Consider the following 17,881-nt stretch of genomic DNA (forward strand, 5'->3'; position numbering starts at 1 on the left):
ATGGATATAAAGGATTTAGCCCATGAGGTTGTAAAGGCATGTGATGATAAGCGCGCAGAAGATATTGTCGTGATGAATATGAAGGAAGTTTCCTTAATAGCTGACTATTTTGTGATTTGCCATGGTTCTAACGAAAGACAGGTTCAATCTATTGCAAGAGAAATAAAAGAGAGAGTAGAAAAGCAGGGAATTGAGGTTAAACGTTTAGAAGGATTTGAACAGGCTCGTTGGATTTTGGTGGATTTAGGAGATGTTGTTTGTCACATATTTCATAAAGATGAAAGAAACTATTATAACCTAGAGAGACTATGGGGAGATGCTCCATTAGAGAATGTCTCCGCTATTCTTTCGGAAGTGTAGGTTTCAATAATGAGTTATCAGCAATTTGCCCTAATTTACGATGAATTAATGGAAGATGCACCCTATGCTGATTGGGTAAAAATCACTCAGTTTTTCATAAAAAAATACATGAGTAATGTAGAACACATAGTGGATCTTGGATGTGGGACTGGGGAAATAGCTATTCGATTGGCTAAGCATGGATATAGAGTAACAGGAGTAGATCTATCTGAAGAAATGTTGACCCTGGCTCAGCAAAAGTCCTATTCTATAGATAATCCCCAATGGATATGTCAGGATATTCGAAAGTTAGAGGGCTTTAAGGAAGTCCCTTTGATTGTGTCTTATTGTGATGTCTTGAACTATATCCTGGAGGAAGATGAGTTGGAAGAGGTTTTTCAAAAGGTGTATCAATCCCTTAACGAAAAAGGACTTTTTATTTTCGATATCCATTCTCCTTACTATGTGCAACATGTTTTAAGGAACCAAACCTTTACACAAATTGATGATGAAGTATCTTTTGTTTGGCTTTGTGAGGAAGGATTACGTCCTCTTGAGGTCATCCATGATTTAACATTTTTTGTCCAGTCCAATCAATATCGAACTCTTTATGAACGCTATGACGAACAGCATGTTCAGAAAACCTATCCATTGTCTACATACGAGGGTTTGCTTAAGAAAACGGGATTTCATATCCTTGATGTTTTTGGGGATTTTATAGAAGGACAAGAACCTGGTGAAGAGGACCATCGAATTTTCTTTGTTTGTCAAAAGTAAAAAACTACCCTTTTTTGTTAGTCTTTCGGCTTTCAAAATGGGAACCCTATTTTTCACTTCAACTTATAAAGTGAACTTCTTTCAATCAGTGGGGACGGCCACTGATTAAAAGTTCACTTTATTTTTTACAAGAAAGTGTATAAAATTTGTGTAGCTCCAGCGAAAAAGCATCATCGAGTAATCTTCGAAGTTTTTGCCCCGAGTAATCGCACAAAGGAAAGCTACTTCGCAGAAACAAGTGCTTTTCTTGTTTCGAAGTAGCTTGCGTTTTTCTTAGTTGAAGGATTTTTAAGAGGAAGTGGAGAATACTTAAATGTCCACTTCATTTAATTGCTTTGCAATTTTATCAAGGTCATCATCATACTTTTTATGTGTTTTTTGAAAAAGGTGATGAAACATATGCTCCACTTCATTTTCTAACACTTTAATTCCTTCTCCTGTTACTCCGCCTTTTACGCATACCTTTGCTTGAAGCTCTGGCAGTGTGAAGTATCCCTTTTCTAATAAATTCCCTAGTCCTATAAGCATTTCAGCAGCCATCTCTGTTGCCACTTCTTCTGTGATTTTCGTCTCCTCAACTGCAGCTCTCACAAATCTCTGTGTTAAGTAACTAAAAAAGGCTGGTCCACAAGAAACAATATCAGAAGCAACTCTTGTTATGGAAGGGTCGATAAAAACTGGTTTTGAATACCTTTTTAAAGATTGTAGAAAATACCCTTTGACAAAGGGACTAACCCGAGTTCCAAATGTGACTAATGAGATTCCGGATAAGGATCTGTTTGTAATACTTGGAATCATTCGTATTGCCTGACATGGAACCATTTGTTCTAATTGTTCCACTTGGTAGGGACTTGTTATAGAAACAATACACTGGTCTTTATTTAAATATGGGGAAATTCCCTTTAAGACTGGTGTAATATCCAATGGTTTTACGCAAATAAAGAGGAGGTCAACCTCAGAAGCGATGGATGTAGCTGCCTCATGAACGGTAATATTGGGATACCTTTTTTTGAAGTAATCCGTTTTTGAAAAAGTACGATTGTAGATGTGTAACTGCGAATCGGTTATGACTTCACTTTCCATCCATGATTCAATCAAGATTCCCCCCATATTTCCTGTACCGATAACACCCCATTTTATCATAACTATTATCCCTCCTTAAGCACCTATACTCATAAATATATATGTTTAATTTTATAAGATATGAAAGGAACGTGTGAAAAGATGAGAGATTTACTTCAGAAAAAACTTTTCATTTTTGTCGGAATTATTTTGTGTCTTATTGTTTTGCTTTCATGGAATTTCCACAAGCAAAATCAAACAAATAATGCGCTTCCTACTCCTACTTCTATAGAGCATTCCCCTTTTGTTGAAGAACAGGAAGTTGACCAAGAAGAAGATGAAAAGAAACGATTAACTGTAGATGTGAAAGGAGCAGTTAGAATTCCGGGAGTTTATGAGTTAGAGGAGGGTAATCGAGTATTGCAAGCTGTTGAGAAAGCAGGTGGATTTACAGAAGAGGCAGATCAATCAAGAATCAACTTAGCCGAACTTATTTATGATTCCATGATGATAGTTATCCCGAAACAAGGAGAAGTAGAGGCTGGAATAGTTCCTTCAATGAAGGATACTAAAATCAGAATAAATTACGCCGATTTAAATGAACTGGAACAATTGCCTGGGATTGGTCCTTCCAAGGCGCAGGCTATTATGGACTATCGCACCCAATTTGGTCCCTTTCAAAAAGAAGAGGATTTACTAAAAGTTAAAGGAATAGGAGAAAAAACACTAGAACAGTTGAGAGAGTATATTCGTATTCCATAATTCATTGACGGATTTTTGACTCGAAGATACACTTACTTGTAAGTGCACAAATTGTCGAAAGGGTGAGGTGTAATGGATCGTATTTCGTGGGATCAATATTTTATGGCGCAAAGTCATTTGCTGTCCTTAAGAAGTACATGTGAGAGGTTAGCTGTCGGCGCTACTATTGTTAGGGATAAAAGAATTATTGCTGGGGGATATAACGGAAGTGTTACTGGAAGTGTTCATTGTATAGATGAAGGATGCTACGTAATAGACAACCATTGTGTCCGTACAATTCATGCAGAAGTGAATGCGTTATTACAATGCGCAAAATTTGGTGTCCCAACAGAAGGAGCTGAAGTTTATGTAACGCATTTTCCTTGCCTGCATTGCTGCAAATCCTTAATTCAAGCTGGGATCAAAGCTGTCTATTATGCCAAGGATTATCGAAATCATCCATATGGCATTGAGTTGTTTAAAAATGCTGGAGTTGAAGTGAAAAAAGTTGAGCTCCAAACTACATTTATAGATGTTCATCGTCAACAAAAATTGGAATTTGTTGAAGAGTTGTTAAAACAAATAGAGGATGGTGGGAAAAGCAGTCCTGAAGAGATGACAGATCTAAGGGGTCGTTTCGATAAGCTTTTCAACTAAGGGGCGGTGTTTATTTGAAAGGTCAACTATATTTCCTAGCACTTTTTAGTCTTATTGGGCTCTTAGGTGCTAGGACTACAATTGTCATTTCTATCTTGTTATGGCTTATTTTTAACCTTTTCCAGCATCAGATAATTTCCAAAAAGTTACTAATCAGTAGTGGCTGTGTTATGCTTTTCTTTTTTATGCTATTTACAAATATCACTCATGAAAAAGAGAATGTATCATTTGAAAATGGATCTTACCTAACAATCTCAGGAGATGTTAAAACAGTTACTCCTGTAATTGATAATAAATTTAAAGTACGTGTAAAAGCTGAAAATAATAGCTTGTGGTTAGTCACCGTTGTATTAGAAAATTCCTCTCTTATTCATCCGAAAATTCTTCCTTTTTCTTCCTGTCAATTTAGCGGCCTTACTTTTGATATAGAGCATGCAACAAATAGGGGACAATTCAATTATTATAACTACTTAAAGAATCAACAAATTTCTCATACTCTTCTTGTTTCCTCGCCCGAAACCATTTTATGTAATTCATCAAACAACCCACTATCCTTCATTTATGATTTGAGATTCTCAATTTTAGATTTCTTAAGAAAAAATTTTAGTGAGAGTACCTCGGCATGGATGGCCGCATTGCTGTTTGGTGAAGATGGATGGATCAATGATGAAGAAAGAGAATTGTTTCAAAAATGGGGTTTATCTCACCTTCTAGCTTTGTCTGGTCTTCATGTTGGATATGTGATCCTGTTTTTCTTTTCTATTTCTCTTTACTTCTTAAGAATATCAGTTCAGAGGACACGGTTTTGGATAGGATTGTTCTTACCTATCTATGGGTTAATGGCTGGATGGGCTGCTCCTATTCAGAGGGCTGTTGGTATGGCTGAAATTGGACTTGTTGGATGGAAGTGGAGAAAAAAATGGCCATTATTAGATGTTCTTTGCTTTTTCTTTCTTCTTCTGTTGGTCATATCACCCTTCTCCATATACTCTTTAGGGTTTCAGTTTTCTTATTTAGTTACTTTTTTTCTTTTACTATCCCGTAAGCTTTTTGAAAATACAGGTAAGATGGCGTTGTTATGTAGAATTTCGCTCATTAGTCAACTTTCACTTCTCCCCCTTCAAATCCATTATTTTTATTCCATTAATCCATTAAGTGTATTTGCAAATATTTGGATGATTCCCTTATTTACCCTTATTCTACTCCCATTCCTTTTTTTCTTATTAATTACTTCCTCCCTTCCTGTTCTCAAAGATTTCACATTTTTAGATTCGATTTTTGAATGGTTGATCGAAAAGGTTATTTATTTGCTAAAGGGTATGGATTACTTATTTCAAGGGGAATGGGTAGTTGGAAATATCCCTATTAGTAGCATATTTTTATATTATGTGTTTTTTATTGGATTTTTACGTTCTTGGGAAAAAGGTCGAAGTTGGAGTACCTTTCTATTTACTCTAGCTTTTACTGGAACTATTATAGTTGCGTCTGCACTTCCTTATTTATCCAGCGAGGGTAGTGTGACTGTATTGGATGTAGGGCAAGGAGATACATCTATTATTGAACTTCCTTATAGAAAAGGTATTATTTTAGTGGATGTAAAGGGTGATATGGAGGGAAGCTATTCTTATGACAATTTTATTAAACCGTTTCTGAAGTCAAAAGGAATCTCAACTATTGACTCAGTCATCGTAAGTCACTCGGATTTGGATCACAGTGGAGGACTTCCTTTTTTGCTTAAGGATTTTAAAGTGAATCAAATCGTAAGCAGCCCTTTTTCTTCGCTTATTGCTGAATACAAAAATGTGACTGTTGTAAAAGGAAAAGAGACTCTTTCTTGGGCAGGCACAGACTTTTATTTTTGGCATCCTACCACAAAGGAAAAAGATGAAAATGATCAGTCTTTAGTGTTTTCAGTTGTTTTAGGGGGGAAAAACTGGCTCTTTACGGGAGATATTAGTAAAGAAATGGAGAGTCAATTGATTAGCACGTTTCCAAGTCTTTCGGCAGATGTTTTAAAAGTATCACACCATGGAAGCAAAACATCAACTTCGGAGGAATTTCTAACACAGATTCAAGCTGACGTGGCCATTATCAGCGTTGGAAGAAGAAATGGATATGGTCACCCAAGTCCAGAGGTTATTGATCGTTTGAATCAAAGAAGCATGGTTGTTTTAAGAACAGATTTACACGGAATGATAAACTATATTTTTGATAAGACTAGTGGAACATTTTTAACTTTTCTTCCATAGGATAGAAGTAGAGAAAAAAAGTACAAAATTTCAAATTTAAAAGAGGCTGTATAATTCAGCCTCTTTTATGGTCATTTTAAAATGACCCAGCTACTTCAATCGTGGTAGCAATGAAAAATATGACCATAAAAAATAAAAAGGAATAAAGGAAACCACGTGCTGAGTCAGCGATATCGTCGTTTCTGGATTGTACATTTTTTTCAAATTCGTTCATAGTACCCCTCCTACCAATCTTTAGTATAAGTTAAATATTCTAAAAAATCCATAGTTAACAAAAGAAAAAACGGTATTCATGTAAATGGTTTTCCTAGGATGACAAGAGTTAACACATATAGTTTAATACAATGTGCACAACCTATAACTACAAGCGAATACCGTTTGAGGAAAGGATTCCTGGGACCTTTCCTCAAGCGTTTATATAGATAGGGGGAGTGAATTCATTCACTTCCCCATTTTTCTTGCTCATTTCAAGAATAATGGTTACGATAGGAGTATCTTAGAATAAAGGTTGATACATATGGATTATGTTACAATAATGCAGCAGCTTAAATCAAGGGAGTACTCTCCACTTTACTTGGTTTACGGAACAGAAAATTTTCTTATAGAGTCGATTCAGAAAACATTAATCGAAAACGTGTTGTCTCCGGACGAAATGGATGTCAATTTGTCCATTTATGATTTAGATGAAGTGCCTGTTCAAATCGTAATGGAAGATGCCGAAACCCTTCCTTTTTTTGGTGATAAAAAGGTTATTATAGCTAAAAATGCTTCCTTCTTTAAAGCAAAACCAGAAAGCATTGTCGAACATCAAATCGAGACTTTAGAGCATTATTTAGAAAATCCATCTGACCTGAGTATTGTATTATTCTTGGCACCTTACGAGAAGATTGATGAACGTAAGAAAATTGTTAAGGGATTCAAAAAACATGGTGTCGTTGTTCCGTGTGAGCCATTAAAAGAGCATGATGTAAAGAAATGGATTGATCGAGAAGCCAAACAGTTAAATTTGCGTCTTGATGATCAAATACCCGAACTGTTGATTACTGAAAATGGCGTTAATCTAATGAGTATTGGGAATGAAATTCGTAAGATGGGATTGTACGCAGAGGGGGATTATATTACCTTAAAAGATGCAGAAAAAGTTGTTTCAAGAACCCGCGAAGCATCTGCGTTAAAGATGGTTGACCTGCTTATGAATCAGCAAGTAGTACAAGCAATAGAATGGTTTAAGGATTTAATGAAACAAAATGAAGAACCAATTGCTTTGCTAGCACTGGTTGCTTATCAATACAGAATAATGCTCCAATCTAAGATCTTGAGAGCTAAAGGTTACCATCAAAGTCAAATTGCACAGCAATTAAAAGTGCATCCCTTTGTAGTTAAAATGGCCCTTCAAAGAGAAAGACGATTTTCAAAAGAGTCTCTGCATAGGGCAATGGATTTAATTGCCGAAACCGATGCCACTATAAAAAGAGGGATAATGGAGCCGGTGTTAGCCTTTGAATTGATGATTATGAAGCTTGCTCAAACAACCGAGGAAAAAATATAATTGTAGACGTTAAGAAAAGCGCAAGCACCTTAGAAGAAGGTGGAGGACGGCCGCTGATTGAAGTTTCGCTTTATCATCTTTCGAAATAGGGAACCCATTTTTCACTCCGACTTATAGATATAAAAAGACGACCCAGATTGGGTCGTTTTTATTTGCCATTATTTTATATTGAGTCATAAAAGGGATTAGAGTGCCATTAAGCTCCTAAACCATTAACCTTTTTAGTTAGGCGAGCTTTTTGACGGCTAGCATTATTTTTGTGAATCAAGCCCTTTTGTGCAGCCTTGTCAATCTTCTTAATAGCAGTACTTAATGCTTCCTTTGCAGAAGTAGCATTGTTTTCTGTAACAAGAGTTTCTACACGTTTAACCGCGCTTCTCATGTCAGACTTTTCACTGTGATTTTGCGAACGGTGTCCATTGCTAGTCTTCACTCGTTTGATAGCAGATTTGATATTTGGCATCTTCTTTCACCTCCCTAACCTACTTGAACCATACATAAGTATACAGGTTTCTCATCAGAATACTTGTACAACCTATAAAAGCTGAAGTCGATGTATGTCGATACTATCACTTTTCATTTTGCGGATAGTTGAACAAATGACATTTTACCAAACTGGAAGGAACTTTTCAATAGGAAGTTGTATGGAGACAAAAGGTATGTTCTTTTTCTAAAGAGGAAAAGCTAATGAGAGTAGGAGGCGATCATATGTTAGATGATAAATATCAAATTCGGACAGATCTAGCAGTTGAAGCAAAAGAGATGGTGGAAGAACAGCAAATAAAGGAAAAAGAGAAATCCGATGATGGTATTTTGGGTGTCCATGTAGATGAGCGTGAAGATGAAGACATCACGATTACTAAAGTAACAATTGAAGAGGAAGCTGCTGAAAAATTAGGTAAAAAAGCAGGTCACTATGTCACCATTGAAACCCAAGGCATTCGAAAACAGGATACTCCTCTCCAAGAACATGCATCCAGAGTATTATCAAAGGAACTAAGAGCTTTTTTCAAAAATCTCAACATTAAAGATGATGCCACTGCACTTGTTGTTGGATTAGGAAATTGGAATGTAACTCCAGACGCCTTAGGGCCAATGGCTATTGAAAAAATTATGATTACAAAACATCTGTTCACTTTGCAACCTCAAAATGTCCAAGAGGGATATCGACCAGTAGCTTCATTGACCCCAGGAGTTATGGGGCTGACTGGAATTGAAACCAGTGACATTATTCATGGAGTAATAGAAAAAGTAAAGCCGGATTTTGTGATTGCTATAGATGCGTTAGCTTCTCGATCAATAGAACGTGTGAATTCAACGATCCAAATCTCTGATACGGGAATTCACCCTGGTTCAGGAGTGGGAAATAAGAGAAGAGAGTTAAGTAAGGATACGTTAGGAATTCCTGTTATTGCCATAGGAGTACCTACGGTTGTTGATGCAGTAACCATTACAAGCGATACGATTGATTATGTATTTAAGCATTTTGGAAGAGAAATGAAGGAAAAAGATAAACCATCCAAATCATTGCTACCTGCAGGAATGACGTTTGGAGAAAAAAGAAAATTAACAGATGAAGATCTCCCGCCCGAAGAACATAGGGCAGCTCTGTTTGGGATGATTGGTGGATTGTCCGAAGAAGATAAACGTCAGTTAATTCAAGAGGTACTATCGCCGCTTGGTCATAATTTAATGGTGACTCCAAAGGAAGTGGATGGTTTTATTGAAGATATGGCTCATGTCATTGCAAGCGGCCTAAATGGAGCTCTTCATGACCAAGTATATGAGGAAAATCAAGATTCCTATACCCGATAAAAAAGGTTCTACTTCTCAATGACTTTTCATAGAATCTATTAGATTCACTAGAGTCACGAGAGGAGAACAATAATGAAAGGGATCGGATTATACCGGAGGAAATCAAAATGGAGAAAACTGAGTAAAAATGGTTCTGTATACATGATATCGTTTTTAATATTGTTTTTTTTAATAGGCGTCCTAACTGCTTTAAAGCCAGCACTTCAAATAACTTCGGAAAAAATAGAAAAATGGACAAGCTCAATTGATGGAACCTCGTTTCTCTATTTGATGCAGCAAGAGAATAAAATATTTTCTTATGCATTTCCAGAGAATATACCGGAAGTCAGTGTGACAAAAGTAGCTTTCCAATTAGCTACTCAAGTTAAACCAACAGATCCCAGGACATTTTTGGGGAGGGAATTGCCAGGAGTTTCAACCTATAACGAACAAATTATTGTTGCAGGGGAAGGAACAGATTACACGACAATGCCTATAGAGTCTTCCCCTCCTTTTGAAGTGTTAGATCAAAACCGGGTGGCAAATGTTGATGAAAGTTTGCTGCATGAAGAGGAGGATACCCCTCATCATGCCCAAGGTAATACACTTGGAAAGCCGACTGTCTTTGTCTATCAATCACATAATCGAGAATCTTTTCTCCCCCATTTGCCAAAAGGTACAGAACCAAATTCAGCTGTTCATAAAGAAGTGAACATCTCCTTAGTTGGGAAACGTTTTTCAAAGAAGTTAGAAGAAAACGGAATCCCCACTGAATATAGTAACAAAGATATCCCCAATTTATTAAAACAAATGGGGTTACAATATTTTGAATCTTATTCCGCTAGTCGAGAAATGGTTACTGAGGCTTTAGCACAAAATAAATCTCTATCGTATTTGATTGATTTTCATAGAGACAGTCAAAGATATGAAACAACAACTACTGAGATAAATGGACAAAAATATGCACGAACGATGTTTGTCATTGGTGGAGAAAATGAAGGATATGAAAAAAATTTATCATTGGCAATGAAACTTCATGAGAAACTTCAAGAAAAGTATCCTGGACTAAGTCGAGGAGTAATCACGAAAAAAGGTGCCTATACAGATGGAAAGTTTAATCAAGATTTATCCCAAAATTCTATTTTGGTTGAAGTTGGGGGAATAGATAATAGTCTCGAAGAACTTTATCGAACGGCAGATGTCTTTGCAGACCTATTCAGTGAATTCTATTTTGATGCGGAAATGGTCTCAGGGCAAAAGGAGGAATAATATGACACGGTTTATCATTTGGATGTTAACCCTTATAAGTCTGTTTCTTTTTGGAGTTATTTTTGGAATTAACCAAGCTAGTCAAGGAATCCTTTCCATCAAAGGTTATGAAGGTGGAAATTGGACGGAAGCTGTCCAAGTTAAAGACAATGTGAAAGGAGAAACAAATGATGAGTCCTATGTCGTTGAAGTAATGGGAAAAACATTTGAACAGCAATCTTTAAAAGAAAAGCAGTCTATCTACCAAACGAACTATGAGGAAACAACTACTCAAAAGATTGCCGGCACTTTTCAAAAAACAGTCCAATGGGGATATAACCAGCTCGTATTTATAATGCATGAGGTTGCAGGACTGCTTTTCTAAAAGGGATCCTCCTATTTTCATTGAATCTTAGGTAGGCAATTGCTATAATCAATGCGAGCCATTGTGCTGAAAAGTAGGAGTGATCATCAATGCCGAATAATAAAAAGAGGCAAGTTAGGAATTTTTCCATTATCGCTCATATTGACCATGGGAAATCTACCCTTGCTGATCGAATATTAGAAAAGACGAAAGCGTTAACCCAACGTGAAATGAAAGAACAATTTCTTGATGCGATGGACTTGGAAAGAGAACGAGGAATTACCATTAAGTTAAATGCTGTACAATTAAAATATACTTCTAAAGATAATGAAGAGTATATTTTTCATTTAATTGATACCCCAGGACATGTTGACTTTACGTATGAAGTATCCCGAAGTTTAGCTGCTTGTGAAGGAGCTATACTTGTCGTAGATGCTGTTCAGGGGATTGAAGCACAAACATTGGCCAATGTATACTTGGCATTGGATAATGATTTAGAAATAATTCCTGTTATTAATAAAATTGATCTTCCAAGTGCAGACCCTGAGCGTGTAAAAAAAGAGCTAGAGGATATCATAGGCCTTGACGGAGATGACGCTATATTAGCTTCAGCTAAAGCAGGGATTGGAATTGAAGAAATTTTAGAAGCGATTGTTGAAAGGGTTCCAGAACCTGCTGGTGACCCGGATGCACCGTTGAAAGCATTAATTTTTGACTCTTTATATGACCCTTATCGTGGTGTTGTTGCCTACGTTTGTGTCAAAGAGGGCACGGTTAAAGTTGGAGATAAAATAAAAATGATGGCGACTGGTAAAGAATTTGAAGTCAATGAAGTCGGGGTGTTTAATCCAAAGCCAGTACCACTAAAAGAATTAACAGTTGGAGATGTAGGTTACCTAACAGCTTCCATTAAGAATGTGGGAGATACCAGAGTTGGGGATACCGTAACCCACGCAAAGAGACCAGCAAGTGGACCATTACCGGGGTATAGACGATTGAATCCTATGGTTTATTGTGGACTCTATCCAGTAGAATCAAATAAATACAATGATTTGCGTGAGGCACTTGAAAGATTAGAATTAAATGATTCATCTCTTCAATATGAGGCTGAAACCTCTCAAGCTTTAGGATTTGGTTTCCGATGTGGATTTTTAGGATTGTTGCATATGGAAATTATCCAGGAAAGAATTGAAAGAGAATTTAAAATCGATTTAATTACTACTGCTCCAAGTGTTATTTATCAGGTGGAATTAACCGATGGATCGGAGCAAAGAATTGATAATCCATCCTTTATGCCGGATTCACAAAAAATCAAAGAAATTCATGAGCCTTATGTGAAGGCTTCTATCATGGTTCCGAATGAGTATGTTGGTCCGGTTATGGAAATCTGTCAAAGAAAACGAGGAGATTTCATAACGATGGATTATTTGGACGATATTCGAGTAAATATTTTGTATGAAATTCCATTGTCTGAAATCGTCTATGACTTTTTTGACCAACTGAAATCTCAAACTAAGGGATATGCTTCCTTTGATTATGAGCTCATTGGATATAAAGCTTCCAAATTAGTGAAAATGGATATTCTTTTAAATGGAGAAACCATTGATGCACTTTCTTTTATTGTTCATCAAGATTTCTCGTACGATCGTGGAAAAATGATCGTGGAAAAATTAAAAGAGTTAATTCCAAGACAGCAATTTGAAGTTCCTATTCAGGCTGCTATTGGAAATAAAATCGTTGCGAGGTCCACGATTAAAGCAATGCGTAAAAACGTATTAGCAAAATGTTATGGTGGAGATATCTCTCGTAAGAGGAAGCTTTTAGAAAAGCAAAAAGAAGGCAAGAAGCGGATGAAAATGGTTGGATCTGTTGAGGTTCCACAAGAAGCATTTATGGCTGTATTACAAATGGATGATCATTAATGAAATACAAGAGGATCGAGGAACCGCAGGATATATGTCTTGCGGTTTCCTTATACTGTAAGAAGGAAGAGGATAGAAATGATAAGAGCGGCCTATGTACACGTACCTTTTTGTCGATATTTATGTCATTATTGTGATTTTACAAAAATGTATTATCAAAAAGAACTAGCAGATCAATATATAAATACTTTAAAAATGGAAATTCAAAGGAAAAAGCAACAGGTGGATTATGGCCCTTTGAAGACATTATATATTGGTGGGGGAACTCCATCAGCCCTCACACCAGACCAATTAACCAAATTGTTTTCTCTGCTACGGGAGCAATTTACACTTGAATCAGGAGCAGAATTTACAGTCGAAGCAAATCCTGACGATTTTTCTGATGAAAAAATAAGGGTGTTCCATGAATATGGTGTGAATCGGGTTTCCTTAGGTGTCCAAAGTTTCGAGGAAAATTTGCTTGAACAGTTAGGACGAAAACATACGAAGCAAGATATATATCGATCGATTGATTTTCTAAGAAAAATAGGGATCTCAAATATCTCATTGGACTTGATGGCGGGGTTGCCTGGTCAGACGTTAAAAAGTTTTGAAACTAGTGTAGACGAGGCACTTTCTTTCAATCTCCCTCATTATTCAACCTACCTTTTGCAAATCGAACCAAAAACAATTTTTTATCTGAAATATAAAGAAGGGAAATTATCAAAGCCACCCGAAGATTTGGAAGTGGATATGTACCATTTGCTTGTCTCAAAAATGAAAGAGCATGGTATGGATCAATATGAAATTAGTAATTTTTCTAAAAAAGGTTTCGAGAGTAAGCATAATCTTACGTATTGGAATAATGGATATTACTTTGGATTCGGACCAGGGGCTCATGGGTATCACCCTGGGAAACGAATTGTTAATATGAGACCAGTTAATCATTATATAAAATCAGAGGGAGAAGCAGTCTTAGAGGAAATTCCTATAAGTAGGAATGAACAGATTGAAGAGGAAATGTTTTTAGGATTGCGGAAAAATCAAGGGGTATCTTTAACAAAATTTAAAAAGAAATTTGGGGAAGATGCTACCGTATTGTTTCATCAACCTATCTCTAAGTTACAAAATAGAGGTTTACTTGAACTTGAGGAAGGATTCTTACGTTTAACTGAAACTGGCAGATTAATCAGCAATGAAGTGTTTCTAGAGTTTCTATTATCGTAAAAGAATTTCAATGTATTCTCGTTGACAATCAAATAGGCATTTGTTAAGTTATTATTAGATTTAGCACTCGTTAGATAAGAGTGCTAACAGGGGTGATCATCGATGTTATCAGATAGGCAATTACAAATTTTACAGGTTATTGTTGATGATTTCATTCAAACGGCACAACCGATCGGTTCACGTGCTATTTCTAAAAAGGATCATGTATCCTACAGTTCAGCAACCATAAGAAATGAAATGGCTGACTTGGAAGAAATGGGGTTTTTGGAAAAAACGCATTCTTCCTCGGGACGTATCCCATCAGAAAAAGGGTACCGATTTTATGTCGATCATTTACTAGCACCTTTTCGTATGAGTAAGAAAGACTTAAACTTGATTCGAGAAGCTTTTAATGACCATTTAATAGAACTGGAGCATACCGTTCAACGTGCTGCGACTATTTTGTCAGAGTTATCAAACTACACTTCTATTGTTTTGGGACCAGAAGTGTACGAAACGAAATTGAAGCAACTTGAAATTATCCCCTTAAATGATCAGTCAGCAGTAGCCATATTGGTAACAAATACTGGACATGTAGAACATCGGTCATTTACTGTTCCAGAGGGGGTAGATCCAAGCGACATTCAAATCATGGTGAATATCTTAAATGAACGGCTAGTTGGAGTTCCAATCGTTCAGTTAAACGATTATATCAATACGGAAATTGCGACATTGTTAAGAAAGCATACGAATAATTTCGAGAAGTCATACAAACTTTTGCACTCAGCATTGCTTGAGAAACGTCCAACAAAACTTTATGTTGGGGGTAAAACAAATATTCTAGCTCAACCTGAGTTTAAAGATGTAAATCAAATACGCACCCTTCTGTCTATTATTGAGCAAGAAAAAGAGATTGCGCCTATCATTCGTCAAAACAATGAGGGAGTAAGAGTTGTTATAGGACAAGAAAATAAGGTTCAAGCCATGCAAAACTGCAGTTTAATAACAGCATCTTATACCTTTGGTGATAAACAGTTAGGAACCATTGCTATTTTAGGTCCAACTCGGATGGAATATTCAAGAGTGATTTCGTTATTGAATGTTCTTTCTGGACAAATGAGTAAAACCTTTCAATCCTGGTATCAAAATGGATCATAAAGGACATAGATGAAATAGGTGGGGAATTTTATTTTCCCATCCCTTCTTTTTGTATATCCCGCATTAACGGGAAGTAATACCTCCACCTCAAGTCTTAAGTGAAACGAAAAGAGTAGGTGGGGGATAAACTGTCCATAAATGTCCGATTGGTTCAAGGACCTTTCGATCATACCTGGGTGCAAACAATCAGTAGGGGCAGCCACTGATTGAATTTTCACTTTGTGTATGGGAATATAACAGAGAAATGGACCTTGGGAATAGATGATCAACTTGTTTGATTATAGAATGCAGCTAAATCCATAGGAGGTGACGATCTTGGAAGAAAAAGAAGAAACGTTAGAACAGGATAAAATCACGGAAGAAAATGTTGAAGGGAATCTAGAAGAAAATGTTGAAACAGAAGTAGTAGAGGAATCTGTTTCTGTACAAGAGTATCAAAATGTACAGAAGGAAAAGGATGAAGTATATCAAAGATTTCTTCGCCTTCAAGCTGACTATGAGAATTTTAAACGTCGTACAATAAAGGAACGTGAAGCTGATCGAAAGTATCGCTCACAGGATCTTATTCAAGATATTTTGCCAGTTTTAGATAATTTTGAGAGGGCTCTTCAAATACAGGCAGAGGAGGCATCTTTTTCTCAGTTTGTTGATGGAATGAAAATGGTATACAATCAACTGCGACAGGCTCTGGTTAAAGAAGGTATAGAAGAAATTGGAGCAGAAGGGCAACCTTTTGATCCAAATTTCCACCAGGCGGTGATGCAGGTTCAAGACCCGGAACAACCACCTAACACAATAGTGGAAGTTTTTCAAAAGGGTTATCGTTTGAAGGACCGTGTGATCCGTCCTGCTATGGTTAAAGTAAATGAATAATTGTTGAAGATGATTGAAGGAGGAAAATTAAATGGGTAAAATTATTGGAATCGATTTAGGAACAACAAACTCTTGTGTTGCTGTAATGGAAGGTGGAGAAGCTAAGGTTATTCCAAACCCTGAGGGGAATCGTACAACTCCATCTGTAGTCGCGTTTAAAAATGGGGAAAGACAGGTTGGGGAAGTAGCAAAGCGTCAAGCTATCACAAATCCAAATACAATCATATCTATTAAGCGCCATATGGGAACTGACTACAAAGTTCAAGTAGACGATAAGTCTTATACACCACAAGAAATATCAGCTGCCATTTTGCAATATATTAAATCCTATGCTGAAGATTATCTCGGTGAAAAAGTAGACAAGGCTGTTATCACCGTACCTGCCTACTTTAATGATGCTGAGCGTCAAGCTACTAAGGATGCTGGTAAAATTGCAGGATTAGAAGTGGAGCGTATTATCAATGAGCCAACTGCAGCAGCATTAGCCTATGGAATTGATAAAGAAAATGAAGATCAAACTATACTAGTCTATGACCTTGGTGGAGGTACCTTTGATGTTTCCATCTTAGATATTGGAGATGGGACCTTTGAAGTAGTGGCTACTGCAGGGGATAACCGTTTAGGTGGAGACGATTTTGACCAAGTAATCATCGATCATATGGTTGCTGAATTTAAAAAAGAAAACGGAATTGATCTTTCTAAAGACAAAATGGCTTTACAGCGCCTAAAAGATGCAGCTGAGAAAGCAAAGAAAGACCTTTCAGGCGTAGCTCAAACTCAAATTTCTCTTCCTTTTATCACAGCGGGTGAAGCTGGACCATTACATTTGGAAATGAATCTTTCCCGTGCTAAATTTGAAGAGTTAACCGCTCATCTTGTAGAACGTACAATGGGTCCAACTCGCCAGGCGCTAAAGGATGCAAATATGTCTGCAAGTGGGATAGACAAAGTTCTTCTTGTCGGCGGATCAACAAGAATTCCTGCTGTTGTTGAAGCGATTAAAAAAGAGATTGGGAAAGAACCTTCTAAAGGGGTTAACCCAGATGAAGTTGTAGCACTTGGAGCTGCCATTCAAGGTGGAGTTTTGCAAGGAGATGTTAAAGATGTAGTTCTTCTTGATGTAACACCACTTTCTCTAGGTATTGAAACAATGGGTGGAGTATTTACAAAGTTGATCGAAAGAAATACAACGATTCCAACGAGTCATTCTCAAGTATTCTCAACAGCTGCTGATAACCAAACTGCTGTTGATATCCATGTCCTTCAAGGGGAACGTGAGATGGCACAATATAATAAAACATTAGGTCGTTTCCAATTAACTGATATTCCTCCGGCACCAAGAGGGGTTCCACAAATAGAAGTATCCTTCGATATCGATGCTAATGGTATTGTTAACGTCCGTGCTAAAGACCTTGGCACAAATAAAGAACAGTCTATCACCATTAAATCTTCCTCTGGATTATCCGATGATGAAGTAGAAAAAATGGTGAAGGAAGCTGAAGAAAATGCAGAAGCAGATAAAAAGAAAAGAGAAGAAGTTGAACTTCGCAATGAATCTGACCAACTCATTTTCACTACAGACAAGACCATTAAGGATCTCGGTGATAAAGTAACAGAAGAAGATAAAAACAAAGCTGAAGAAGCAAAAGAAGCTCTTAAGAAGTCCTTAGATGGTACAGATTTAGAGGAAATCAAGTCTAAGAAAGAAGCCCTTCAAGAGCATGTTCAAAACCTTTCAGTTAAGCTTTATGAGCAAGCTCAACAACAAGCTCAACAAGGAAATACAGATGATAGTGTAGTTGATGCTGATTATGAAGAAGTAAATGAGGATGGAAACAAGTAAGAAAGGATAAAGTCAAAGTCAGGAAGTTTCTTGGCTTTGGCTTTTCTCACGTAAAGAGCCATCTTAGCAGATAAGATAGGATTAACTTTTTTATCCCTCATGAACAGGTGGTAATACCCC

General features: G+C 36.8%; 17 protein-coding genes. 14 read left to right on the forward strand and 3 right to left on the reverse strand.

The genetic code is table 11. The annotated features are described in order from the left end of the window. Both rsfS and RZN25_03230 read left to right on the forward strand, forming a co-directional pair. Complete coding sequence (gene rsfS, locus RZN25_03225; protein MEQ6375839.1) at positions 1–360, forward strand: ribosome silencing factor; 360 nt, start codon at positions 1–3, stop codon at positions 358–360. 9 nt (positions 361–369) lie between these two features. Further along, entirely contained in the window at positions 370–1,116 is a 747-nt protein-coding gene (locus RZN25_03230; GenBank protein MEQ6375840.1) for a methyltransferase domain-containing protein, read from the forward strand. A 309-nt stretch (positions 1,117–1,425) separates the two neighbouring features. Here RZN25_03230 and comER read toward each other — a convergent pair whose 3' ends face one another. Continuing rightward, the gene (comER, locus tag RZN25_03235) at positions 1,426–2,256 is read right to left on the reverse strand and encodes a late competence protein ComER (protein ID MEQ6375841.1); all 831 of its coding nucleotides are present in this window, start codon (positions 2,254–2,256) and stop codon (positions 1,426–1,428) included. 84 nt (positions 2,257–2,340) lie between these two features. Here comER and RZN25_03240 point away from each other — a divergent pair, with 84 nt between their 5' ends. The 3 genes from RZN25_03240 to RZN25_03250 all read left to right on the forward strand — a co-directional run bounded on the left by RZN25_03240 (position 2,341) and on the right by RZN25_03250 (position 5,825). After that, on the forward strand, positions 2,341–2,940 hold the full coding sequence (locus RZN25_03240) for a helix-hairpin-helix domain-containing protein (protein MEQ6375842.1): 600 nt from the start codon (positions 2,341–2,343) through the stop codon (positions 2,938–2,940). A gap of 72 nt (positions 2,941–3,012) precedes the next feature. Next, positions 3,013–3,576, forward strand: a complete 564-nt coding sequence (locus tag RZN25_03245; protein ID MEQ6375843.1) for a ComE operon protein 2 — start codon at positions 3,013–3,015, stop codon at positions 3,574–3,576. Between the two features lie 14 nt (positions 3,577–3,590). Further along, entirely contained in the window at positions 3,591–5,825 is a 2,235-nt protein-coding gene (locus tag RZN25_03250; protein ID MEQ6375844.1) for a DNA internalization-related competence protein ComEC/Rec2, read from the forward strand. A 76-nt stretch (positions 5,826–5,901) separates the two neighbouring features. Here the strand turns inward: RZN25_03250 and RZN25_03255 are convergent, their stop codons facing one another. Beyond that, the gene (locus RZN25_03255) at positions 5,902–6,039 is read right to left on the reverse strand and encodes a YqzM family protein (GenBank protein ID MEQ6375845.1); all 138 of its coding nucleotides are present in this window, start codon (positions 6,037–6,039) and stop codon (positions 5,902–5,904) included. A 303-nt stretch (positions 6,040–6,342) separates the two neighbouring features. Between RZN25_03255 and holA the strand changes: the two genes are divergently transcribed. Beyond that, on the forward strand, positions 6,343–7,374 hold the full coding sequence (holA, locus tag RZN25_03260) for a DNA polymerase III subunit delta (GenBank protein ID MEQ6375846.1): 1,032 nt from the start codon (positions 6,343–6,345) through the stop codon (positions 7,372–7,374). Positions 7,375–7,570: 196 nt separating this feature from the next. Here the strand turns inward: holA and rpsT are convergent, their stop codons facing one another. After that, positions 7,571–7,837, reverse strand: coding sequence for a 30S ribosomal protein S20 (gene rpsT / locus RZN25_03265; GenBank protein ID MEQ6375847.1), 267 nt, complete (start codon positions 7,835–7,837; stop codon positions 7,571–7,573). Between the two features lie 224 nt (positions 7,838–8,061). On the opposite strand from rpsT, the gene gpr reads away from it, so the two are divergent. From gpr to dnaK, 8 genes are all read left to right on the forward strand, one after another. Next, positions 8,062–9,189 carry a GPR endopeptidase gene (gene gpr / locus RZN25_03270; protein MEQ6375848.1) on the forward strand — a complete coding sequence of 376 codons (1,128 nt, stop codon included), beginning with the start codon at positions 8,062–8,064 and terminating at the stop codon, positions 9,187–9,189. A 72-nt stretch (positions 9,190–9,261) separates the two neighbouring features. Continuing rightward, the gene (locus tag RZN25_03275; protein MEQ6375849.1) at positions 9,262–10,437 is read left to right on the forward strand and encodes a stage II sporulation protein P; all 1,176 of its coding nucleotides are present in this window, start codon (positions 9,262–9,264) and stop codon (positions 10,435–10,437) included. 1 nt (position 10,438) lies between these two features. Further along, entirely contained in the window at positions 10,439–10,801 is a 363-nt protein-coding gene (locus RZN25_03280) for a DUF3679 domain-containing protein (GenBank protein ID MEQ6375850.1), read from the forward strand. Positions 10,802–10,890: 89 nt separating this feature from the next. Then, positions 10,891–12,702 (forward strand): translation elongation factor 4, encoded by a 1,812-nt coding sequence (lepA, locus tag RZN25_03285; GenBank protein ID MEQ6375851.1) that lies wholly within the window; start codon positions 10,891–10,893, stop codon positions 12,700–12,702. Positions 12,703–12,780: 78 nt separating this feature from the next. Continuing rightward, positions 12,781–13,908: a radical SAM family heme chaperone HemW gene (gene hemW, locus RZN25_03290; GenBank protein ID MEQ6375852.1), complete on the forward strand. Its 1,128-nt coding sequence runs from the start codon at positions 12,781–12,783 to the stop codon at positions 13,906–13,908. A gap of 102 nt (positions 13,909–14,010) precedes the next feature. Then, a complete protein-coding gene (hrcA, locus tag RZN25_03295) occupies positions 14,011–15,045 on the forward strand; it encodes a heat-inducible transcriptional repressor HrcA (GenBank protein ID MEQ6375853.1) in 1,035 nt (344 codons plus the stop codon). Between the two features lie 306 nt (positions 15,046–15,351). Then, positions 15,352–15,918, forward strand: a complete 567-nt coding sequence (gene grpE / locus RZN25_03300) for a nucleotide exchange factor GrpE (protein MEQ6375854.1) — start codon at positions 15,352–15,354, stop codon at positions 15,916–15,918. Positions 15,919–15,949: 31 nt separating this feature from the next. Beyond that, positions 15,950–17,761, forward strand: a complete 1,812-nt coding sequence (gene dnaK / locus RZN25_03305) for a molecular chaperone DnaK (GenBank protein ID MEQ6375855.1) — start codon at positions 15,950–15,952, stop codon at positions 17,759–17,761. Positions 17,762–17,881: the final 120 nt, after the last annotated feature.

It is taken from the genome of Bacillaceae bacterium S4-13-56, assembly GCA_040191315.1.
Lineage (GTDB): Bacteria > Bacillota > Bacilli > Bacillales > JAWJLM01 > JAWJLM01.

What these genes read in the sequence shown, in the direction of transcription:
- rsfS (MEQ6375839.1), top strand. Translation starts at nt 1, where the DNA reads ATGGATATAAAGGATTTAGCCCATGAGGTTGTAAAGGCATGTGATGAT.
- RZN25_03230 (MEQ6375840.1), top strand. Translation starts at nt 370, where the DNA reads ATGAGTTATCAGCAATTTGCCCTAATTTACGATGAATTAATGGAAGAT.
- RZN25_03240 (MEQ6375842.1), top strand. Translation starts at nt 2,341, where the DNA reads ATGAGAGATTTACTTCAGAAAAAACTTTTCATTTTTGTCGGAATTATT.
- RZN25_03245 (MEQ6375843.1), top strand. Translation starts at nt 3,013, where the DNA reads ATGGATCGTATTTCGTGGGATCAATATTTTATGGCGCAAAGTCATTTG.
- RZN25_03255 (MEQ6375845.1), bottom strand. Translation starts at nt 6,039, where the DNA reads ATGAACGAATTTGAAAAAAATGTACAATCCAGAAACGACGATATCGCT.
- holA (MEQ6375846.1), top strand. Translation starts at nt 6,343, where the DNA reads ATGGATTATGTTACAATAATGCAGCAGCTTAAATCAAGGGAGTACTCT.
- rpsT (MEQ6375847.1), bottom strand. Translation starts at nt 7,837, where the DNA reads ATGCCAAATATCAAATCTGCTATCAAACGAGTGAAGACTAGCAATGGA.
- gpr (MEQ6375848.1), top strand. Translation starts at nt 8,062, where the DNA reads ATGAGAGTAGGAGGCGATCATATGTTAGATGATAAATATCAAATTCGG.
- RZN25_03275 (MEQ6375849.1), top strand. Translation starts at nt 9,262, where the DNA reads ATGAAAGGGATCGGATTATACCGGAGGAAATCAAAATGGAGAAAACTG.
- RZN25_03280 (MEQ6375850.1), top strand. Translation starts at nt 10,439, where the DNA reads ATGACACGGTTTATCATTTGGATGTTAACCCTTATAAGTCTGTTTCTT.
- lepA (MEQ6375851.1), top strand. Translation starts at nt 10,891, where the DNA reads ATGCCGAATAATAAAAAGAGGCAAGTTAGGAATTTTTCCATTATCGCT.
- hemW (MEQ6375852.1), top strand. Translation starts at nt 12,781, where the DNA reads ATGATAAGAGCGGCCTATGTACACGTACCTTTTTGTCGATATTTATGT.
- hrcA (MEQ6375853.1), top strand. Translation starts at nt 14,011, where the DNA reads ATGTTATCAGATAGGCAATTACAAATTTTACAGGTTATTGTTGATGAT.
- dnaK (MEQ6375855.1), top strand. Translation starts at nt 15,950, where the DNA reads ATGGGTAAAATTATTGGAATCGATTTAGGAACAACAAACTCTTGTGTT.